General features: G+C 72.0%; 16 protein-coding genes. 8 read left to right on the forward strand and 8 right to left on the reverse strand.

Annotated features, from left to right (window positions below; genetic code table 11):
- Positions 1-95 precede the first annotated feature (95 nt).
- From ACLBX9_RS04635 to ACLBX9_RS04650, 4 genes are all read left to right on the forward strand, one after another.
- Positions 96-848 (forward strand): SDR family NAD(P)-dependent oxidoreductase, encoded by a 753-nt coding sequence (locus ACLBX9_RS04635; RefSeq protein ID WP_447718067.1) that lies wholly within the window; start codon positions 96-98, stop codon positions 846-848.
- 161 nt (positions 849-1,009) lie between these two features.
- Positions 1,010-2,971: a cytochrome C oxidase Cbb3 gene (locus ACLBX9_RS04640; protein ID WP_447718068.1), complete on the forward strand. Its 1,962-nt coding sequence runs from the start codon at positions 1,010-1,012 to the stop codon at positions 2,969-2,971.
- Positions 2,972-2,999: 28 nt separating this feature from the next.
- Positions 3,000-3,848, forward strand: a complete 849-nt coding sequence (locus ACLBX9_RS04645) for an oxidoreductase (RefSeq protein WP_447718069.1) — start codon at positions 3,000-3,002, stop codon at positions 3,846-3,848.
- 419 nt (positions 3,849-4,267) lie between these two features.
- Positions 4,268-7,735 (forward strand): AsmA protein, encoded by a 3,468-nt coding sequence (locus ACLBX9_RS04650; protein WP_447718070.1) that lies wholly within the window; start codon positions 4,268-4,270, stop codon positions 7,733-7,735.
- 264 nt (positions 7,736-7,999) lie between these two features.
- On the opposite strand, the gene ACLBX9_RS04655 is transcribed toward ACLBX9_RS04650, so the two are convergent.
- On the reverse strand, positions 8,000-10,135 hold the full coding sequence (locus tag ACLBX9_RS04655) for a S9 family peptidase (RefSeq protein ID WP_447718071.1): 2,136 nt from the start codon (positions 10,133-10,135) through the stop codon (positions 8,000-8,002).
- A gap of 384 nt (positions 10,136-10,519) precedes the next feature.
- On the reverse strand, positions 10,520-11,260 hold the full coding sequence (locus ACLBX9_RS04660; protein WP_010682741.1) for a GyrI-like domain-containing protein: 741 nt from the start codon (positions 11,258-11,260) through the stop codon (positions 10,520-10,522).
- Positions 11,261-11,457: 197 nt separating this feature from the next.
- Between ACLBX9_RS04660 and dapF the strand changes: the two genes are divergently transcribed.
- Positions 11,458-12,345, forward strand: coding sequence for a diaminopimelate epimerase (dapF, locus tag ACLBX9_RS04665; RefSeq protein WP_010682742.1), 888 nt, complete (start codon positions 11,458-11,460; stop codon positions 12,343-12,345).
- Positions 12,345-13,571: a tRNA (N(6)-L-threonylcarbamoyladenosine(37)-C(2))-methylthiotransferase MtaB gene (gene mtaB, locus ACLBX9_RS04670; RefSeq protein ID WP_447718072.1), complete on the forward strand. Its 1,227-nt coding sequence runs from the start codon at positions 12,345-12,347 to the stop codon at positions 13,569-13,571. The genes dapF and mtaB overlap by 1 nt, the downstream gene beginning before the upstream one ends.
- 179 nt (positions 13,572-13,750) lie before the next feature.
- Here mtaB and ACLBX9_RS04675 read toward each other — a convergent pair whose 3' ends face one another.
- A complete protein-coding gene (locus ACLBX9_RS04675; RefSeq protein WP_158168876.1) occupies positions 13,751-14,425 on the reverse strand; it encodes an RluA family pseudouridine synthase in 675 nt (224 codons plus the stop codon).
- A 57-nt stretch (positions 14,426-14,482) separates the two neighbouring features.
- Here ACLBX9_RS04675 and ftsY point away from each other — a divergent pair, with 57 nt between their 5' ends.
- Positions 14,483-15,823 (forward strand): signal recognition particle-docking protein FtsY, encoded by a 1,341-nt coding sequence (gene ftsY, locus ACLBX9_RS04680; protein ID WP_447718073.1) that lies wholly within the window; start codon positions 14,483-14,485, stop codon positions 15,821-15,823.
- Here ftsY and ACLBX9_RS04685 read toward each other — a convergent pair.
- Both ACLBX9_RS04685 and ACLBX9_RS04690 read right to left on the reverse strand, forming a co-directional pair.
- Positions 15,820-16,215 (reverse strand): type II toxin-antitoxin system VapC family toxin, encoded by a 396-nt coding sequence (locus ACLBX9_RS04685; RefSeq protein ID WP_447718074.1) that lies wholly within the window; start codon positions 16,213-16,215, stop codon positions 15,820-15,822. The genes ftsY and ACLBX9_RS04685 overlap by 4 nt on opposite strands.
- Positions 16,212-16,472, reverse strand: a complete 261-nt coding sequence (locus ACLBX9_RS04690) for a type II toxin-antitoxin system VapB family antitoxin (RefSeq protein WP_447718075.1) — start codon at positions 16,470-16,472, stop codon at positions 16,212-16,214. The genes ACLBX9_RS04685 and ACLBX9_RS04690 overlap by 4 nt, the downstream gene beginning before the upstream one ends.
- 88 nt (positions 16,473-16,560) lie before the next feature.
- Between ACLBX9_RS04690 and ACLBX9_RS04695 the strand changes: the two genes are divergently transcribed.
- A complete protein-coding gene (locus ACLBX9_RS04695; protein ID WP_447718076.1) occupies positions 16,561-17,169 on the forward strand; it encodes a septation protein A in 609 nt (202 codons plus the stop codon).
- Positions 17,170-17,172: 3 nt separating this feature from the next.
- Here ACLBX9_RS04695 and ACLBX9_RS04700 read toward each other — a convergent pair whose 3' ends face one another.
- From ACLBX9_RS04700 to ACLBX9_RS04710, 3 genes are read right to left on the reverse strand one after another with little or no spacing between them, the layout of a single operon-like run.
- On the reverse strand, positions 17,173-17,787 hold the full coding sequence (locus ACLBX9_RS04700; protein ID WP_447718077.1) for a DsbE family thiol:disulfide interchange protein: 615 nt from the start codon (positions 17,785-17,787) through the stop codon (positions 17,173-17,175).
- Positions 17,784-17,927 carry a heme exporter protein CcmD gene (gene ccmD, locus ACLBX9_RS04705; protein WP_447718078.1) on the reverse strand — a complete coding sequence of 48 codons (144 nt, stop codon included), beginning with the start codon at positions 17,925-17,927 and terminating at the stop codon, positions 17,784-17,786. Before ccmD ends, ACLBX9_RS04700 begins: the two co-directional genes overlap by 4 nt.
- Positions 17,928-17,937: 10 nt before the next feature.
- Positions 17,938-18,735, reverse strand: a complete 798-nt coding sequence (locus ACLBX9_RS04710; RefSeq protein ID WP_039892369.1) for a heme ABC transporter permease — start codon at positions 18,733-18,735, stop codon at positions 17,938-17,940.
- Positions 18,736-19,159: the final 424 nt, after the last annotated feature.

A 19,159-nucleotide genomic window follows, 5' to 3' on the forward strand; every position in this document is an offset into this window, starting at 1 on the left:
ACGCTGTGTGCCATATCTGCCGGCTACTCGCATCACCGTTCTGGATGCTTCTCTCCCGGCAACGGCGCAGCGGCGCCGTCTCTCGGAGAACGACGATGACGGACCGGTTCCAGAACAAGGTGGTGGTGGTGACCGGCGGCACGAGCGGCATCGGGCTCGCCGCCGCGAAGGCCTTCTCCCGGGAAGGCGCGTCGGTCTTCATCACGGGCCGGAGGCAGGAGGCGCTGGACGCGGCGGTGCGGGAGATCGGCGGGCGGGTCACCGCCGTCCAGGGCGACATGGGGCGCCTCGCCGATATCGACCGGCTCTACGACGCGGTCCAACAGAAGCACGCTCAGATCGACGTGGTCTTCGCCAATGCCGGCGGCGGCGAATTCGCCCCGCTCGGCGCCATCACCGAGGCGCATTACGACGCCACCTTCGACACCAACGTGAAGGGCGTGCTGTTCACGGTGCAGAAGGCGCTGCCGCTCCTGAAGGACGGCGGCGCGATCGTCCTCAACGCCTCCACCACCAGCATCTCGGGCACCCCGGCGCTGAGCGTCTACTCGGCGACGAAGGCTGCCGTGCGCAGCTTCGCCCGCAGCTGGATCCTCGATCTCAAGGACCGCCATATCCGCGTCAACGCCGTCAGCCCGGGCGTCACCGAGACCGCGGGCCTCGACGCGCTGTTCGGGGGCGGCGATCAGGCGACGGGGACGAAGGATTACTTGGCGAGCCTGATCCCCGCCGGCCGGGTCGGCCAGCCGGGGGAGATCGCCCAGGCGGTGTTGTTCCTGGCCTCCGATGCCGCGAGCTTCGTCAACGGCGTGGAGCTCTTCGTCGATGGCGGGCAGGTGCAGATCTGAACCGGTCCGGCTCGGGGAGCCGCGCGAACATGCCCGAGCGGGCGCGCGCGACACCCGGTCCCGGCCGCCGAGATGAACCCTGGCGCCGCGCGGCGGTTGAGAGCCCGGCCGCCCGCTCCGCAGATCCGCGGGGTGGTCGGTCGGGAGGTAGACCACGTTCCATGGGTTGGCCACGCCGCATCCTGATCGCCGCCGGTCTCGCGACCGCCGCGGCCGGTGTCACCCTGGCGGTCGGGCGCTTCAGCTACGCGCCGATGCCCGACCGGGCGGACCTGCTCAACCCGGACCGCTACCCGATCCAGACAGCCTTCGACGTGCTGGGCCGACGGGTCTCGCGCGCGGAGGCGGACAGCCTCAACGCCACGGAGAGCGGCCGCAAGCAACTCGCACCGGAGAGCGGCGCGGTGGCGATCGATCCCGCCATGGTCGAGCGCGGCCGACAGGCCTTCTACCAGGAGACCTTCGGCAACGAGGTCTTCCTCACCGACGTGATGGGCATGCTGGACGGCGGCCTGACGCCCACGGAGGTCGCCCTGGCGGTGGCCAAGCTCGGCGGCCAGGGCACCACCAACCTCCAGGTCGCCATGGCCCGCGACGTGCGGATCGGCGACCGGGTCTACAGGAAGGGCGAGCTGGTCCCGACCGGCCTCGACGTGCCGAAGGGTGGCGCCTTCATCATCGGGATCAAGACCTTCTCCGACCGGGGCCATCTGCGCATGGGCATCACCTGCGCGCTCTGCCACGCCGCGGTCGATCCCGGCACCGGCAAGGTCGTGGAGGGGGCGCCGAACACGGACCTCAATGCCGGGCTCCTGATGGCGCTGGCCAAGAATTCGTCGGCCTACTTCATGCACGCCAGCGTGCCGGAGGCCGATGCGCGACCGACCGCCGACCCGCAGCATACCGGTTCGACCACCTCCGGTCCCAACCTGCCGGACGCGGCGGCGGTCGAGGCCGCCACGAAGGTCCAGGTGGCGAGCTGGCCGCCGGGCAGCTTCGACTCGTCGGCCGACCGCGTCACCAACCCGACCTCGATCCCGTCCAGCTTCTCGGCCCACGGCGAGCCCTACAGCTGGAGCGGGCGCGAGGCGATCGGCCCGTTCGCGGGCCTGTCGTCGCTCAACAACAATGTCCACGCGGCCAATTCCGACACCACCCAGCTCGCGGCCGCCGCGCCCTGGCTGTTCGGCATGGATCCGGAGACGTATCTCGGCATCGTCCTGCGCGGGGCTGCGACGCAGACGTTCCGCTACAAGCCGGACGGCGCGGCGAAGCCGTCAGAGGTGCTGCGCAGCGTCGATCCGACGCCGGATTCGCCGGGCCTCAACAGCTACGCGGTGCTGCCGACCTACCCGGCGACCAACTACGTCACCGACAACGGCCTGTTCACCTCGGTCCCGGGCGAGCCGGTCAACCACGCCAACAACGCCATGTCGGCGTTCCAGAACCTGCTGCACCCGCCGGCTTCCGGGCAGGGGGCCGGCACGGTGCAGGCCGGCCGCGCGGTGTTCGAGAAGGCCGGCTGCGGGACCTGCCATTCCGGCCCGGCGCTCACCAACCACCGGATCATCCCGGAGGCCGAGATCGGAACCGAGCCGACCCGGGCCCGGGCCGGCGCCAAGATGGAGGCACGCCTGTCGCCGCCGACGCTCTTCGCCACCGACACGCCCTTCCCGGTGCCGGCGAACCCGGTGATCGTCCCGGTGCCGCTCGACGGCGAGAAGCGCGCCCAGGTCCAGCTGGCCTGGGGGCAGGGGGGCACCGAGGGCGGCTACAAGGTGCCGAACCTCGTCGGCCTCGCCTGGACGGCCCCCTACCTGCACGATTCGGGCGTGTCGGTCGGACCCGACGCGGAGCGCCAGCTCGGCGTGCCGGGCACGCTGTACGCGGGCGTCCCGGCCGACCCCGCCAACAGCCTGCGCGCCCTCGTGGACCGGGACCTGCGCGCCAAGGTCGTCGCCGCGAACGCGGCCTCGGATACGGCGCGGATCGCCCGCGTTACCGGCAAGGGGCACGCCTTCTGGGCGGATGCCGGCACGGGCGTCTCGCGCGAGGAGCAGACGGCGCTGGTCGCCTACCTGCTCTCGGTCGATCGTCTGACGGAGCCGGCCGCGACGCCCTGACACCGACGCGACGATCACGGACGCCATCATGACGCAGAACACGAACCCGGTCTGGTTCATCACCGGCTGCTCCACCGGCTTCGGCCGCGAACTCGCCAAGCTCGTGATCGCGCGGGGCTGGCGCGCGGTCGTCACGGCCCGCGACCGCGGCAAGGTAGCCGACCTCGCACAGGGGGCCGGGGACCGGGTGCTGGCCCTTGCCCTCGATGTGACCGCGACGGGGCAGATCGCCGAGAGCGTGCGCGCCGCCACGGACGCGTTCGGCCGGATCGACGTGCTCGTGAACAACGCCGGCTACGGCTATCAATCCTCCATCGAGGAGGGCGAGGAGGACAAGGTCCGCGCCCAGTTCGACGCCAACGTGTTCGGGCTGTTCGCTCTGACGCGGGCGGTGCTGCCGGTCATGCGGGCGCAGCGCGCGGGCCATATCCTCAACATCACGTCGGTGGCGGGCTTCGTGGGCTTCCCGGCCTCGGGCTACTACGCCGCCACCAAGCACGCGGTGGAGGGATTCTCGGATTCGCTCGCCGCCGAGGCCGGGCCCCTCGGCATCCGCGTGACCTGCATCGAGCCGGGCCCGTTCCGCACCGACTGGGCGGGGCGCTCCCTGGTCCAGACGCCCAGCGCCATCGCGGATTACGCCGAGACCGCCGGGGCGCGCCTCAAGGCCACGGCGGAGAAGAGCGGCACGCAGGCCGGCGATCCGGTGCGGGCCGGCGAGGCCATGATCCGGGTGACCGAGATCGAGAACCCGCCGCGCCACCTCGTGCTCGGCGCCTGGGGCTTCGAGGCGGTCACGGGCCGGCTGAAGCAGCGCCTCGCCGAGATCGAGGCGTGGCGCGCGACGAGCCTCGGGGCCGACTATCCGGAGGGGTGATACCGTTTCCGGTTGAACGCTTCGGTCGATGCAGCCCGCTCCGACTTTGCGAGCGCAGCGAAGCAACCCAGGGCTGCGGTACCTCAGGGAGCGTGGCGCCATCTGGATTGCTTCGCTCCGCTCGCAAAGACGGCGGAACTGATCTGATCAGCCGAAACGGTATGAGACCATTCCCGCGATGAGATCTCCGGGGCCGACCTGAAAAAGGGGACCCGCGCCTCGTTCGGCATGGGCATGTCCACCGACCCCGTCCCGACCCCATCGGGAACGGCGCCCGCGCCGCGCGGGCGTCTCCGAAACCGCGGATGACCGCTGGCGCCCTCCACGCCTGATCGTGCTATGGCCGTGGCGGCTTGCCGGCTTGGGCACGCGGGGCGGCGTCGGGCTGCCCCCGCGCGGGATGGGGCGGAACGGGTACGGTGCGTGATCTTCTGACCGCGCTGGCGGGCGCCGTCATCCTGGTTCTCGTGGCGGCCCTCGCCGTCCCGCCCTTCGTCGATTGGCAAGCCCATCGCGCCCTCGTCGACCGGGCGCTCGCCCGGTCGCTCGGCGTCCCGGCCCGAACGGACGGGCGGATCGAGGTTCGCCTCCTGCCCTCGCCGCGGCTGCGGGTCGACCGTCTGCACCTCGGGGCCGATCCCGACCGCCCGAGCCTCGACGCCCGCTTCGTCAAGGCCGAGGTTGCGCTCGCCCCGCTCCTCAAAGGCGAGTTCCGCTTCACCGAGACCCGGGTCGGCCGGGCCGAGATCAAGCTCCCCGTCGCGGGCCCGGACGCCGTGAAGCTGCCGGCCGATCTCGGTGACGCCCTGCGCGCCCGCGACTTCGCGATCGAGGCCCTGCACGTCCAGCAGTTCCTCGTCACCACACAGGTGCCGGCCACGGGTCGGACCGATCAGCTCTACGTTCAGGACCTGACCCTTCAGGCGCCCGCCCTCGTGGGTCCCTGGCGGGCTGAGGGAACGAGCGGCGGCATCCCGTTCCGGGCCGTCAGCGGCACGCCGGGGGCCGACGGGCGCCTCCCCGTGAAGATCTCCGGCGGCGGCGACGCGCATCCCCGATTCGAGGCGGATGCGCGCTTCGGCCTCGTCACCGCCGAAGCCGGCCGGGCTTCCATGGTCGAGGCGGAGGGCACCGCCCGGCTCGTGGTCGGTCCGCCGACCCAGGCCGCGGGCGCCTATCTGCCGTTCTCCATCGGTGGAAGCTTCAAGGCGCGGGGAACCCAGGTGCGGTTCGAGGGGGTCGACCTCGCCATCGATCCCGGCGGCCGGGCGTTGCGGCTCGGCGGCACCGGTCGCCTCGACCTGCGCCAGTGGCGCGCCGGCCTCACCCTGGAGGCCCGCCGGCTCGACCTCGACGCCTTCCTGGCCTCGGCCGAGGGGCAGGCCCTGATCGCCCGCGGCCCGCCGCGTTGGGCCGGCGGTCTCCCGGCCATGCTCGACCTCGATCTTACGGTGGGCAGCGCCGTGTTCGGCGGCGAGGACTGGTCGGATCTCGCCCTCGCCGGCACCGTCGAGCGCGCGGGCGGGATCCTGCTGCGCCGCCTCTCCGCGACCGGACCGGCAGGCGCGAGCCTGAACGCGAGCGGACAGATCGAGACGGCGCCCCTGCGCCTCACGGGACCCGTCAGCCTGAGCGCGCCCGACTCGGAGGCGCTCGGCCGCTACCTCCGCCGCCTCGGCCTGGAGGGGCCACTGCCCGCGCTCCTCGACGGTCGGCGCGTCGAGGCCGCGGCCGATCTGTCCGCCGCCGCCGACAGCCTGTTCCTGCGCAACCTCCGCCTGACCCTGGGGACAGCGCGGATCACCGGCAACGCCCGCTACACGGCCGCGGAAGCCGGCGTGCGCGGCCGCTTCGAGGCGCAGATCCGCGCCAGCGGCATCGACATCGCCAATCTGCCGCCGCTCGGTGCGACGCTCGGCAGTCTCGGCGAACACGACCTCGCCCTGACCCTGGAGGCGCAGGACGTGCGGTTCGGTGCGGCGACGTCCGGCACCGGCACCATCGCGGCGCGCATCCAGTCGGACGGCGGGAGCCTCGTGGTCGACAGCCTGGACGTGACCAACCTCGCGGGCGCGAGCGCCAAGCTGTCAGGCCGGATCGGCGCCGACGGGACCGGCCGCGTCTCCGGCCGTCTGAAGGCGCCGGTGGCGGCGCCGCTGCTGGGCCTGCTGGAGCGGGTCTGGGTCGGCGAGATCCGCCTGCTCCCCGCCTTCCTGCGCGACGCGCCCCTCGATCTGGCGGTGACCCTCGACCGAGAGGGCGGCGCCGCGGAGGCCCTGCGCACGCAGGCCAAGGGCGACGCGGGCGGCGGCACCCTCGACCTGTCCCTGGTCAGCCGCGGGACTCGGATCGTGGGCGGGACCGCCGCGCTCGCCGGCCCCCGGGCGGGGCAGTGGTTCGGCCGGCCCGATATCCCGGGACTTCGGCGACCCGCCGAACTGCGCCTGAGCGCCGAGCGGGCGGCGGGGGAGGCCCTCGCCGTCAAGGTCGACGGTACGGTGGCGGGCCTCAAGGTCGCGACCGGGACACCCCTTCTCGTCGGGACCGATGCCACGCCGAGGGGCGGCGTCCTGCGCCTGGAAACGGCCGACCTCGCACCCTTCCTGACCCTCGCGGGAGCCGCGAGCCTCCAGCCGGGCGCGTGGCCGGCCGACCTCGCCGTCACGCTCGCGGGAGACGGGGGCGACGTCACCGCCGACCTCACCGGGACCGTGGCGGGCAACGCGCTGAGCGGGGCGCTCAAGCGGGCGCCGGGGGGCGCCGTGAGCGGCCATCTCTCCCTCGACCGCCTGTCGCTGCCGCAACTCGCGGCCGCGACCGTGCTGCCCGCGGAGGGGAACGGGCGCTTCGGGGCGCCGTCCGCGCTGCCCAGCGTCGCCCTCGACACCCGGGTGGCCAGCCTGGATCTCGGACATGGCCTCGTGGCGACGGATGCCAGCGTGGCCATCGGCGTCGCCGACGCGAGCCTGACCCTGCGCAACCTGAGCGGCGCCCTCGCCGGCGGGCGCGTCGCCGGATCGGTCACGCTCGCGCGGCTCGGGGCCGCCGTGGCGATCTCCGGGGCTAGCCGCCTCGACTCGGTCGCGATCCCGGCCCTGGCCGGCGGCCCGATCGGTGGCCGGCTCACCACGGACCTGCGCTTCTCCACGACGGCCGAGACGAGCCCGGGGCTCGCCGAGAACCTCTCGGGCAGCGGCACCCTGGCACTCGCCGATCTCACGATTCCCGAGGCCGACCCCGCGGGTCTCGGTCGTGCCCTGGCACGGGCCGCCGAGATGGACGACCCGCTGCGCGAGGGCCGCCTCCAGGCCGTGGTCGCCGAGGAACTCGCCAAGGACAGCGTGCAGGCGCGCGGTCCCACGCGGGCCGCCGCTACCCTCGTCGGCGGCGTGCTGCGGGCCGGGCCCCTCGATATCGACCTCGGGTCCGCGCGCTGGTCGGGGACGCTGGGCTATGATCTGCGCGCCGGTCGCCTCGACGCACGCGGGACCCTCTCGGGCGGTCCGGTGCCGCGGGGCTGGAGCGCGGGCACGCCCGCGATCCAGCTCGGGATGACGGGGCCGCTCGCCGCGCCGGAGCGGGCCCTCGACGTCGGCGCCCTGTCGAACGGGCTCGCCGCCTTCGTGCTCCAGCGCGAACTGGAATCGATCGAGCTCTCTGAAGCCGATCAGGTGGAGCGGCAGCGCCGCCGCGCCCGGATCGAGATGGACAAGGCGCGCGCCGCGGCGCTCAAGGCTGCCGCCGAGAAGGCTGCGGCGGAGAAGGCGGCAGCGGAGAAGGCGGCCGCCGAGAAGGCCGCGGAGGACGCCGCACGGCGGGCCCGGGCGCAGGGCGACGGGGCTCCGATCGACGGCGAGGGTGCGCAGCCGCCCGCGGCGAGGCCCTGACGGGGCTGGCCTTCGCTGCAATGACCCCTTGTGCGGGGTCCTTGTGGACGCTCTGGTCGACGCGATCTCTCCGTCATCGCGAGCGCAGCGAAGCGAGCCCGAGTAGCGCGATGCGTGTCAGCGTGGCGCAGCTGGATTGCTTCGCTCCGCTCGCAAGGACGGTGCGGCGTCGGCGCGATCCCTCCGGAGTCCCGCCCTTTGGACTTGCAGGTCAGTGCATGGACCTGCGCGTCGGGCCGGTCCCGGCCCGTCGCGCCGCCGAGCCTACGCCTTACCCACCACCGCGAGCGCGAAGGCGTAGATCAGCGCCACCTCCTCCAGGCGGTCGAACCGTCCGGCGGCGCCGCCGTGGCCGGCCTCCATGTTGATCCGCAGGAGGACCGGCCCGCCGCCCGTCATGGTGGCGCGCAGCCGCGCAACCCACTTGGCCGGCTCCCAGTAGGTGACCCGCGGATCGGTGAGGCCGCCGAGCGCCAGGATCGCCGGATACGCCTTGGCGGCGACGTTGTCGTAGGGCGAGTACGACAGGATGGTCCGGAAGGCGGTCTCGCTCTCGGCCGGGTTGCCCCATTCGGGCCATTCCGGCGGGGTCAGCGGCAGCTCCGCGTCGAGCATGGTGTTGAGCACGTCGACGAAGGGCACGTCGGCGACGATGCCGGCGAAGAGGTCCGGCGCCAAGTTGGCCACCGCCCCCATCAGCATGCCGCCCGCCGAGCCCCCGTGAGCGACGATGCGCTTCTCGGCCGTGTAGCCCTGCGCGATCAGCGCGTGGGCGCAGGCGATGAAGTCCGTGAAGGTGTTGGGCTTCTTCTCGCGCTTGCCGTCGAGGTACCAGCGCCAGCCCTTCTCGGTGCCGCCGCGGATATGCGCGATGGCGTAGACGAACCCGCAGTCCACGAGGCTCAGGAGGTTCGTGCGGAAGCCGGCCGGCATCAGAGTGCCGTAGGAGCCGTAGCCGTAGAGAAGGAGCGGCGCGCTGCCGTCGAGCGTCAGGCCCCGCCGGTGGAGCAGCGAGATCGGGACCTGCTCGCCGTCCGGCGCGGTGGCGAAGAGCCGCCGGGTCACGTAGGCGGCCGGATCGTGCCCGCTCGGCACCGCCTGCCGCTTGCGCAGGACGCGGGTGCGGGTCGCGCAATCGTAGTCCCAGGTCTCGGACGGCGTCGTCATCGAGGCGTAGACGAAGCGGATCGTGGCCGTGTCGAAGGCGAGCCCGGCGCGCAGGCCGAGGGAGTAAGCCTCCTCGTCGAAAGCGACCGTGTGCTCGGCCCCGTCGGCGAGGTCGCGCACGACGATCCGCGGCCGCGCGTTCTCGATCTCCAGGCGGATCAGGTGGCCGGCCAGCAGGTGGAGATGGCGGATCATCACCCCCGGCCGGTGCGGCACGAGGTCGGTCCAGTTGGCCCGGCCGGGATCGTCGACGGGCGCGGTGACAATCTTGAAGTCCTCGGCCCCGTCCGCGTTGGTGCGGATGAACAGCCGGTCGCCGCGGTGCTCCACCCCGTAGATCAGCAGCGGCTCGCGGGGGTGGACCAGGCGCAGCGCGGCGTCCTCCGCGTGCCGGTCGAGCAGCCGGACCTCGGAGGTCTCGTGGTCGCTCGCCGTCACGTCGAGGAAGGTCCCGGACTGGGTCTTGCCGATATGGACGAAGTAGCCTGCGTCGGCCTCCGTGTAGACCGTCTCGTCCGCGCTCTGCGCGGTGCCGAGGCGGTGGCGCATCACCTTGGCGGGGCGGTGATTGGCGTCGACCGCCACGTACCAGAAGCTCTCGCCGTCCGCTGCCCAGACCGCCTCGCCGGAGGTCGCCTCGACCCGGTCGTCGCGGTCGAGGCCGGTGGCGATGTCGCGGACCCGGATCGTGTAGAGTTCCGAGCCCTTGGTGTCGGCGCTCCAGGCGAGCCGCGTGTGGTCGTCGGAATGCACCGCGGCGGCGATCTCGAAGAACGGCAGGCCCTCACCCTCGCGATCGCCGTCGATCAGGATGGTCTCGTCCGGGTCCGGACCGGATTCGGGCACGTCGGGCGAGGTCGCAGGCCTGCGGCAGATCAGCGGGTGCTGACCGCCTTCCCGGTGGCGCGTGTAATACGCGAAGGGCCCGTCCGGTTCGGGGACGCCGCTCTCGTCCTCCTGGATCCGCCCGCGCATCTCGGCGACGAGCCGCTGGCGCAGCTCCGCGGTCCCGGCGAGCGCCTCTTCGGCGAAGGCGTTCTCGGCCTTGAGGTAGGCGGCGATGTCGTCCGGTAGGGCTGCCGGATCCTTGAGGACCGTCTGCCAGTTCTCGGCCTTCAGCCAAGCGTAGGGGTCGGTGATTTCCTGCCCGTGGACGCTGAAGCTGCGCGGCCGGGCCTCGGCGACCGGTGCTCCGGTGCGGTGGGCGAGCAGGCCGTGGCCGATCTCCGTCATCGTGTCTCCCGTCGGATCCCGTCGCATGCGGGTCTGGGCATGTGTCCCGCCGGGCGCCGGGATGCAAGACGGGTCGGCGCAGGGCTGGGACCCGAGGGCCCCACGACGGGGTACTCCCAGCCGAGGTTTCAGATGCAAACCTTTGGGGTGTTCGGGGATGCCCGCACATGAGCACAGACGCTCTCCTCCCCCTTGTGGGGAGGAGTTGGAGGTGGGGGTGGTGCAGGATCAAGCGTGGTGGTGCCCTCTGCACCACCCCCACCCCTACCCCTCCCCGCAAGGGGGAGGGACTTGCGCTGCATTCTCAGTAGGTGAGGGCCGTCAATGGCGATCCCGGCATCCGGCTAAAGCAACTTGAACGGGTCGCGGCTCAGAGCGCCTGCTTCATTTCACCAAGGCGTAGATGTTCACGTCCAGATTGTCGTCGGTGCTGTCCTTGAGGTCGGTGGCGTATTCCTCGACGAACCGGTCCTGCACGACGATGTCCTTGGCATCGAGATAGGCGGTCAGCGTCTCGTAGGTGCCGTCGATCGATTCGTAGGAGCCCTTGTGGGCGAAGCGCAAGGCCTTGCCGGAGGGCGTCGTGCCGAAGCGCAGGCCGTCGCCCTCCGCCGGCGCTGGGCTCGGGGCGGACGCGACCGGGATCATCGCCTCGAACTCGAAGCCGTCATCGTCGGTGCGGGTGAAGACCGCGAGCGGCCGGCCGGCGGGCGCGACGCCGATCTTGGCGAGGTCGCCCTCGATCCGCGCGAAGGCCTGCTTCAGGTTCGACACGGCCTCCTCCCACTTGGTCTTGCCCGAGAGGATGGCGGCCGGCTTGGCGGGCAGCGTGACCTCGTCGACGTCGCCGGCTTCGCCCGCCTTGTCGATGAGGGTCGGCCGCGCGGGCGAGCCCACCGCGGCCTGACCGGCGGGCGGTGGCGCCACCGATTGCTCCGGCGCCGGCGCCGGGCTCTTGCCCGGATCGGGCGCCGGGTTCGGTGCCGTCGTGGTCGGCAGCGGATCGGTCTGCGCCGGTGCGGGGGCCGTGGAGGGCGGCGGGGCAGCCTGCTGCGCGGCGACGGGCGCGCCGGAGGCGAGCGCGAGAGCGGCCGAGAGGGTGACGAGCGGTCGAAGGCGGATCACGGTGGGCGCTCCGGTCGAGGCCCGCGGGTGATTGCGCGGGCTCTCGCCCCGTAACCTAATGGCGAACGGGACGGCCCGCGAGACCAACATGGATGAGAGCTGCGGGTGCGGCGCATCTGCCACGCCGCTGTCTCCCCTCGCGCCGGGCGGAGGGTTTTGCCATATAGCCGGCCGATCCTCTCGAATTGCGGGACCGCATGAGCGCACTCGCCCACAGACGCTTCCTGAAGATGCACGGCGCCGGCAACGCGATCGTGGTCTTGGACCTGCGCGGCTCCCCCGCAACGGTTCAGCCGGAGGAGGCGCGGGCGATTGCGCAGGATCCCGGCTCGGCCTTCGACCAGCTGATGGTCCTGCACGATCCCGTGAGCTCCGGCACGGACGCGTTCATGCGGATCTACAACACCGACGGCTCGGAATCCGGCGCCTGCGGCAACGGCACCCGCTGCGTCGCCTACGCGATGCTCGACGATCCGGCCATGGCCCGGCCCGCCGAGGGCGGCCGGCTCACCCTGGAGACCGCAGCCGGCCTCCTCGGCGTGCGCCGGGTCTCGGAGCGGGCCTTCACGGTCGACATGGGCCGGCCCCGGCTCGCCTGGGACGAGATCCCCCTGTCCGAGCCGTTCCCGGACACGCGCCGGGTCGAGCTTCAGATCGGCCCGATCGACGATCCGGTCCTGCACTCGCCGGGCGTCGTGAACATGGGCAATCCGCACGCGGTGTTCTTCGTCGAGCCGGATCCGGACACCTTCGACCTCGCCCGGATCGGCCCGATGCTGGAGAACCATCCGCTGTTCCCGGAGCGCGCCAACATCTCGGTCGCGCAGGTGACGGGCCGGGAGGCGATCAAGCTGCGGGTCTGGGAGCGCGGCGCCGGGCTCACGCTCGCCTGCGGCACCGCCGCCTGCGCCACCGTCGTCGCCGCCGCGCGCCTCAAGATGATCGGCCGGCAGGCGACCGTCGCGCTGCCCGGCGGCGAGCTCTTCGTCGAGTGGCGGGCCGACGATCACGTCCTGATGACCGGCCCGGTCGCGCTCGTCGCCGAGGGGACCCTGGCGCCGGAGCTGTTCGCCGGCGCGGCCTGATGGCAGTCGAGACCCTTACCTTCGGGTGCCGCCTCAACACCGTCGAGTCCGAGGCGCTGCGGGTCCATGCCGGCGCGGACGGGCGGGATCGCGTCGTCGTCAACACCTGTGCGGTGACCGCCGAGGCCGGGCGGCAGGCCCGCAAGGCGATCCGCCGGATCGCGCGCGAGCGGCCCGGGGCCGAGATCGTCGTCACCGGCTGCGGCGCCGAGGTGGAGACCGAGGCCTACGTGGCGATGCCCGAGGTGGCGCGCCTCATCGGCAACGCCGAGAAGCTCCGACCCGAAGGCTGGTCGGCGGCGGGGACCGGACCGGGCGCCGTCATGGCGGCGCGCCACGCCGAGCCGACGCGGATCACCGCAATCACCGGCCATACCCGCACCTTCGTGCCCGTGCAGAACGGCTGCGACCACCGCTGCACCTTCTGTGTGATCCCGTTCGGGCGCGGCGCCTCGCGCTCGGTGCCGGCGTCCGACGTGATCGCGCAGGTCGAGAGCGTCGTGGCGCAGGGGGGATGCGAGGTGGTACTGACGGGCGTCGACCTCACGGCCTATGGCCGAGACCTTCCGGCGCCTGCCCTGTCCCTGGGGGGCTTGGTCCGGGAAATCCTGCGGTCGGTGCCCGACCTCGCACGCCTGCGCCTGTCCTCCATCGATTCCGTCGAGGCCGACGACGCGCTCCTGAGGGCCATCGCGGAGGAGGAGCGGCTGATGCCGCATCTCCACCTGTCCCTGCAGGCCGGCGACGACCTCATCCTCAAGCGCATGAAGCGGCGGCATCTCCGCGCCGACGCCATCCGTTTCTGCGAGACGGTGCGACGGCTGCGGCCCGACATGGTGTTCGGGGCCGACCTCATCGCGGGCTTCCCGACCGAGACGGAGGCGCAGTTCGCCCGCTCCCTCGACCTCGTGTCGGAATGCGGGCTGACGCATCTGCACGTCTTCCCGTACTCGCCGCGCCCGGAGACGCCCGCCGCCCGCATGCCGCCGGTGGACCCGGAGGCGATCCGCGCGCGGGCGGAGCGGCTGCGCGAGGCGGGCGCCGACGCCCTGCGGCGGCACCTCGACGCGCAGGTCGGACGCCGCCTGACGGTCCTGGCGGAGCGCGGCGCCCTGGGGCGCAGCGCGGATTTTACCGCCGTGCGCTTGGCCGCAGCGGAGGCGCCGGGGACGTTCCACACCGTCACCATCGCCGGGCACGACGGCGCGCGGCTGATCAGCGCTTAGCGTTCGGTCACGGCGGGTCGCACTCCGTGCCGGCCCCAAAAGGGCAGGTCCGGTCCACGCGCAGCTTTGGTCACGCCCGTCGGCGTCTCTGCGCGCGGGGCGAAGCAATCCAGCGGCGCAACATCATTTGACGTCGCGCTGCCCTGTGTCGCCTCGCTGCGCGCGCGATGACGCGAGGCTCACGCGCGCATGGCCGCCACGGCCTCGTCGATATGCGGCGGGGGCGGCGCCGTCACCGCGATGGCCTCCCGCTTCGGGTAGAGCGGGATCGACAGGCCTCGCGCGTGCAGGTGCAGCGCGCTCCCGCGGGGCGCGCCGCCGTAGACCGCATCCCCGAGGATCGGCCAGCCGGAGGCGGCACAGTGGACCCGGAGCTGGTGGGTGCGGCCGGTGACCGGCTTCAGCTCCAGCCAAGTCCGTCCCCCGGTGCGCCCGAGCACCCGCCAATGGGTCAGCGCCGGATCGCCGGCCGGATCCGCCTTCATCCACCAGGAGCGCGGATCGTCCGAGCGTCGGGCGAGCGGCAGGTCGATGCGGCCGGCCTCATCGACGGGGCCGCCCTCCACGATGGCCCAGTAGGTCTTGTCGACGGCGCTGCCGGAGAACAGCTTGCCGAGCCGCGCCAGGGCCTTGGCATGCCGGCCGAGCGCGAGGCAGCCCGACGTGTCGCGGTCGAGACGGTGGGCTGCCTCGGGGCGGCGGGGCAGGCCGAACCGGAGGGCGTCCAGGTGGTCGGTGAGCGTCTCGCCACCGCGCGGCCCGGGATGGACCGGCAAACCCGCCGGCTTGTCGATGACGAGCAGCAGGGCATCGCGGTAGAGGAGGCGCGCGCCTATGTCGAAGGCGTTGGGCATCCGGATCGGCTAGAGGGTCGGTGTCGGCGGGGCAAGGTGGGGCGAGGACGCGAAGTCATGGCGAGCGAGGAGAAGCCCGGCTGGTTCGGACGCCTGTTCGGGCGCAAAGGTCAGGATACGGCCGCGGACAAGCCCGAGGCCGAGCTGCCCGCGGAGGCGGCCTCGCCCTCCGAGGGCGAGCCCGATTTCGCCACCGGCGCGGAGGACGTGGAGCACATCCCGTTGCCGCCCGAGGAAACGCCCGAGCCGGTCGCCGACGTCGTGGAGGGCGCGGACCTGCTCCCGATCGAGGGCGAGCCCGAGCGGCCGCCCGCCGGAACGGCCGGCGATGATCCGGCCCACGGGGCCGACCCCGTCGACACGGGCGATGCGAACCGGGAGCCGGCAGTCGAGCCGATGCCCGACATCCAGCCGGTCGACAGCGCCGCGGCCCTCGCCCACGACGCGGGCGCGGGACCGGACCGCGAGCCCGAGGCCAAGGGCTGGTGGAGCCGCCTCACCTCCGGGATGAAGCGGACCTCGACGGCGCTCTCCGACCGGGTCACCGGCCTGTTCACCAAGCGCAAGCTCGACGCCACCACCCTGGAAGATCTGGAGGACGCGCTGATCCAGGCCGATTTCGGCCTGGAGACCGCGATGCGGGTTTCGGAAGCCGTCGGCAAGGGCCGCTACGAGAAGGGCATCTCCCCCGACGAGGTCCGGGCGATCCTCGCCGCGGAGGTCGAGCGGGCGCTCGAGCCGGTGGCGGTGCCGCTCACCATCGACGCGAACAGGAAGCCGTACGTGATCCTCACCGTCGGAGTGAACGGCGCCGGCAAGACCACGACGCTGGGCAAGCTGGCCTCGAAGCTGCGGGCGGAGGGGCGCACCGTGATGCTGGCGGCGGGCGACACGTTCCGGGCGGCGGCGATCGACCAGCTCAAGGTCTGGGGCGCGCGCACCGGCACGCCGGTGGTGAGCGGCGCGCAGGGGGCTGACGCGGCGGGCCTCGCCTTCGATGCGTTGAAGCAGGCGGGCGCCGCCGGAACCGACGTGCTGCTGATCGATACCGCGGGCCGCCTCCAGAACAAGGCCGGCCTGATGGCCGAGCTGGAGAAGATCGTCCGCGTGCTGCGCAAGCAGGATCCGGAGGCGCCGCACGCGACCCTCCTGGTTCTCGACGCCACGGTCGGCCAGAACGCGCTCAGCCAAGTGGAGCTGTTCGCCCAGGCCGCGCCGGTCTCGGGACTGGTGATGACCAAGCTCGACGGAACGGCCCGGGGCGGCATCCTGGTGGCGCTGGCGGCGAAGTTCGGCCTGCCGGTGCATTTCATCGGCGTCGGCGAAGGCGTGGAGGATCTGGAGCCCTTCGCGGCCCGGGATTTCGCGCGGGCGATCGCCGGGCTGGAGAAGGATTAGACGGCCACGCGCAGCACGTCGGTCTGCGCGAAGTCCTGGCCCTTGAACAGAAGCGGCGCGTTCAGCGACCGGGCGAGCGCGTATGCGAAGCAGTCGCCGAAGTTCAGGCCGGCCGGGTGACGGCCCTTGCCGTAGCGGGCGAAGGCGTCCGCGGCGATCTGCGCAGGGGCGTGGTCGACCGGGACGACCGAGATCACCTCCCGGAGCAGCCAGTCGTCGAGATCAGCCCGGCCGGTCGTCTTCTTACTGCTCACGATGGCACATTCGAGGTAGGTTGCAGCCGCCATAAGGCGTTTCGGATAGAACCGGACCGCTTGACTATAAAAATCCGCGTCGGGCTCGCCGAGCAGGATCGCCATATAGATCGATGTGTCGATGACCGCCTGGGTCATACCGGCAAGCCATTCTCATCGTAGGCGAGGATCTCATTGACCGGGCGCGGATCGATCTCCTCCGCTGCCTTCCAACGCTCGTGAAGCAACCGCCCCGACGCGATCGCGGCCGCAGCTTCGCGCTCCCGATCCTCGGCCAGCCGCTCCCGCTCCCGCCGGAGCAGGTCGAGCAGCAGATCCGGCGCGGGCTGCCGAGTCGTCTCCGCGAGGTCGGCCAGCAGCGCCTCGATCTCGGCATTCTCGATCGTGATGGACATCGCGCGCCCCGCGTTACACACACGCCGACGAATCCAGTCCGGCGCTGACAGCCTATCAAGGCCGCCGCACCCGAGCCAACAGACGCGCATGCAGATCGAAACCGTCCCGCCGCAACGGCACCTGCCGCCCCTCGTGAAGCTGGCGCTGGAACTCGGCCCGCTGGTCCTGTTCTTCCTCGGCAACGCCTATTCCGAGCGGTTCGGCGTGGCGCCCGACCAGAAGCTGTTCGTCGCCACGGGCGTGTTCATCGCGGCGACGGTCGTCGCCCTGACGATCCACTACGTGATGGTCCGCCGGCTGCCGATCATGCCGCTCGTGTCGGGTGTTGTGGTGGTGGTGTTCGGCGGCCTGACCCTGGCGCTGCAGGACAAGACGTTCATCATGGTCAAGCCCACCATCGTGAACGCGCTGTTCGGCACCGTGCTGCTCGGCGGCCTCGCCTTCGGGCGCTCGCTCCTGTCGGTGGTGCTCGACTCGATGTTCAGCCTGACCGAGGAGGGCTGGCGCAAGCTCACCTTCCGCTGGGGCGTGTTCTTCTTCGTCCTGGCCGCCCTCAACGAGGTAGTGTGGCGGACCCAGACGGAGGATTTCTGGGTCAACTTCAAGGTGTTCGGCATCATGCCGATCACCGTGCTGTTCGCCCTCGCCCAGACGCCGCTGCTGACGCGGTACGAGCGCAAGGCGCCGCAGCCGTAAAGGCTACTGCGCCGCCGCGACCTTGCCGGCCGCCCGGATGCGGGCGAGCACGCTCGCGAAGTTCTCGGGCGTGAGGATGCCGACGAGCTTGTCGCGAATCACGCCGTCAGGCCCGATGATGAAGGTCTCGGGCACGCCGTAGACGCCGAAATCGATTGCCGCCCGACCGCTGGCATCCGCCCCCACCGCGCTGAACGGCACCCCGTGCCGGGCGAGGAAGCGCTGGCCGGCCTCGGGGTTCGGCTCCTTGTAGTCGATGCCGACCAGCCGGATCCCCGGCTCCTTGGCGAGCCGCATCAGCATCGGGTGCTCCACCTGACAGGGCGCGCACCACGAGGCGAACACGTTGAGCACCGTGATCTGCCCCTTCATGTCGGCACTCGCCAGGCCCGGCACGGGGGCGCCGGCTGCCGTCAGTCCCGGGACGGCGGGAAGCGTGAAGCTCGGCACCGGCTTGCCGATCATCGCGGAGGGCAGGGCGGCCGGGTCGGCGCCCGAGCGCAGACGCAGGAACAGCACGGCTGCGAGGGCCGCGAAGGCGAGGGCCGGCACGATCAGCAGGAGGGAGCGCCGGACCGGCAGCGGCCGCCCGGTCGCATCGTCGACGGGAGCGTTCATCGCCGCTCCTCGCCGAACCCCTTGAGCGCGCGGACCTGCGCCCGCCGATCCCGGATCGCGTTGCCGACGAGGCCGAGCATGACCAGAGCCGTGAAGGCGTAGGCGGCCAGGATGAAGCCGCCGTGAGAGCCGAGATCCATCGCGGCGTTCCTAGACCGGTTGTCCGACCGGCATCGCGGCCGGCGTCGGGGTGATGCGGGGCTGGGCGCGGTCGAGGCGCTCGGCCTCGCGGATGGTCAGCGTCCGCACCCGGCGGCGCATGATCTCGGTGCGCATGGCGTAGAGGTGCAACGTCGTCCCGCCGAGCGTCGCCGCGCCGATCATCAGCAGCAGCGGGTAGAGCATCGAGGGATCGATGGTCGAGCCGCCCATGCGCAGGATCGAGGCGGGCTGGTGGAGGGTCGACCACCAGTTCACCGAGAACTTGATGATCGGCAGGTTCACCGCGCCGACGAGGGTCAGGATCGCCACCGCCCGCGCGGCGCGGTTCGGATCCTCCAGGGTCCGCCACAGGGCGATGATGCCGCAGTAGATCAGCAGCAGGATCAGCATGGAGGTCAGGCGCGCGTCCCAGACCCAGTAGGTGCCCCACATCGGCTTGCCCCAGAGGGACCCGGTCACGAGGCAGATCAGCGTGAAGGCCGCGCCGATCGGGGCGGCGGCGCGCTGCGCAACGTCGGCGAGCGGATGGCGCCAGACCAGCGTGCCGATCGCCGACAGGCTCATGGCGCCGTAGAAGAACACGCCGAGCCACGCGGCCGGGACGTGGATGTACATGATCCGCACGGTCTCGCCCTGCTGGTAATCGGGCGGCACCACGAAGAAGGTCAGGTACAGCCCGACACCGAGGGCGACCAAGGAGAGCGCGGCGAGCCACGGCACGAGCGCGCCCGACCACCGCATGAAGTGGCTGGGATTCGACAGGCGGGTCCAGAGGGAAGGCGTCATCGCGGCTGCGGTCTCGGACATCGTGACCGTGGGTCTACCCTAGGGTGCGGTGCAGCAACAATGCGGGGTCTCGGCGCAGCCGTCGGGGTCGCAGAAACGTGCCCTTCCGTTGCAGCCGAAGATGAGCATGGGCTGGACATGAAACCGGACGCCGACGTGCCGCCGGTCCCCAACACGTCCGCGCGCCTCTTCCTCCCCCTTGCGGGCTACGGGCGACCCACGGGATAATTTTCATCGTCCGTTCGGGCGGATCGCTCGATCCTCTTCTCTAAGGAAGAAGGAGCGTGATGCGCGCGTCTCCCTCGCCCCGCACAGGGGGGAGGTGGAGCCGCGTTGCCGTTCGTGGCCGTCCCGACAGTGACGTGGGACCTTCGACGCCCACGGATGGTCGAGCTTCCGCGTCCCGAAGCGCCTCATATCTTGA

The sequence above is a fragment of the Methylobacterium sp. A49B genome, assembly GCF_053346215.1.

Bases quoted from the DNA above. Each gene is read 5' to 3' on its own strand.
- ACLBX9_RS04690 (WP_447718075.1), bottom strand. From the start codon at position 16,472: ATGTCCATCACGATCGAGAATGCCGAGATCGAGGCGCTGCTGGCCGAC.
- ACLBX9_RS04695 (WP_447718076.1), top strand. From the start codon at position 16,561: ATGCAGATCGAAACCGTCCCGCCGCAACGGCACCTGCCGCCCCTCGTG.
- ACLBX9_RS04645 (WP_447718069.1), top strand. From the start codon at position 3,000: ATGACGCAGAACACGAACCCGGTCTGGTTCATCACCGGCTGCTCCACC.
- ACLBX9_RS04640 (WP_447718068.1), top strand. From the start codon at position 1,010: ATGGGTTGGCCACGCCGCATCCTGATCGCCGCCGGTCTCGCGACCGCC.
- ACLBX9_RS04635 (WP_447718067.1), top strand. From the start codon at position 96: ATGACGGACCGGTTCCAGAACAAGGTGGTGGTGGTGACCGGCGGCACG.
- ftsY (WP_447718073.1), top strand. From the start codon at position 14,483: ATGGCGAGCGAGGAGAAGCCCGGCTGGTTCGGACGCCTGTTCGGGCGC.
- ACLBX9_RS04700 (WP_447718077.1), bottom strand. From the start codon at position 17,787: ATGAACGCTCCCGTCGACGATGCGACCGGGCGGCCGCTGCCGGTCCGG.
- dapF (WP_010682742.1), top strand. From the start codon at position 11,458: ATGAGCGCACTCGCCCACAGACGCTTCCTGAAGATGCACGGCGCCGGC.
- ACLBX9_RS04675 (WP_158168876.1), bottom strand. From the start codon at position 14,425: ATGCCCAACGCCTTCGACATAGGCGCGCGCCTCCTCTACCGCGATGCC.
- mtaB (WP_447718072.1), top strand. From the start codon at position 12,345: ATGGCAGTCGAGACCCTTACCTTCGGGTGCCGCCTCAACACCGTCGAG.
- ACLBX9_RS04710 (WP_039892369.1), bottom strand. From the start codon at position 18,735: ATGACGCCTTCCCTCTGGACCCGCCTGTCGAATCCCAGCCACTTCATG.
- ccmD (WP_447718078.1), bottom strand. From the start codon at position 17,927: ATGGATCTCGGCTCTCACGGCGGCTTCATCCTGGCCGCCTACGCCTTC.
- ACLBX9_RS04685 (WP_447718074.1), bottom strand. From the start codon at position 16,215: ATGACCCAGGCGGTCATCGACACATCGATCTATATGGCGATCCTGCTC.
- ACLBX9_RS04655 (WP_447718071.1), bottom strand. From the start codon at position 10,135: ATGACGGAGATCGGCCACGGCCTGCTCGCCCACCGCACCGGAGCACCG.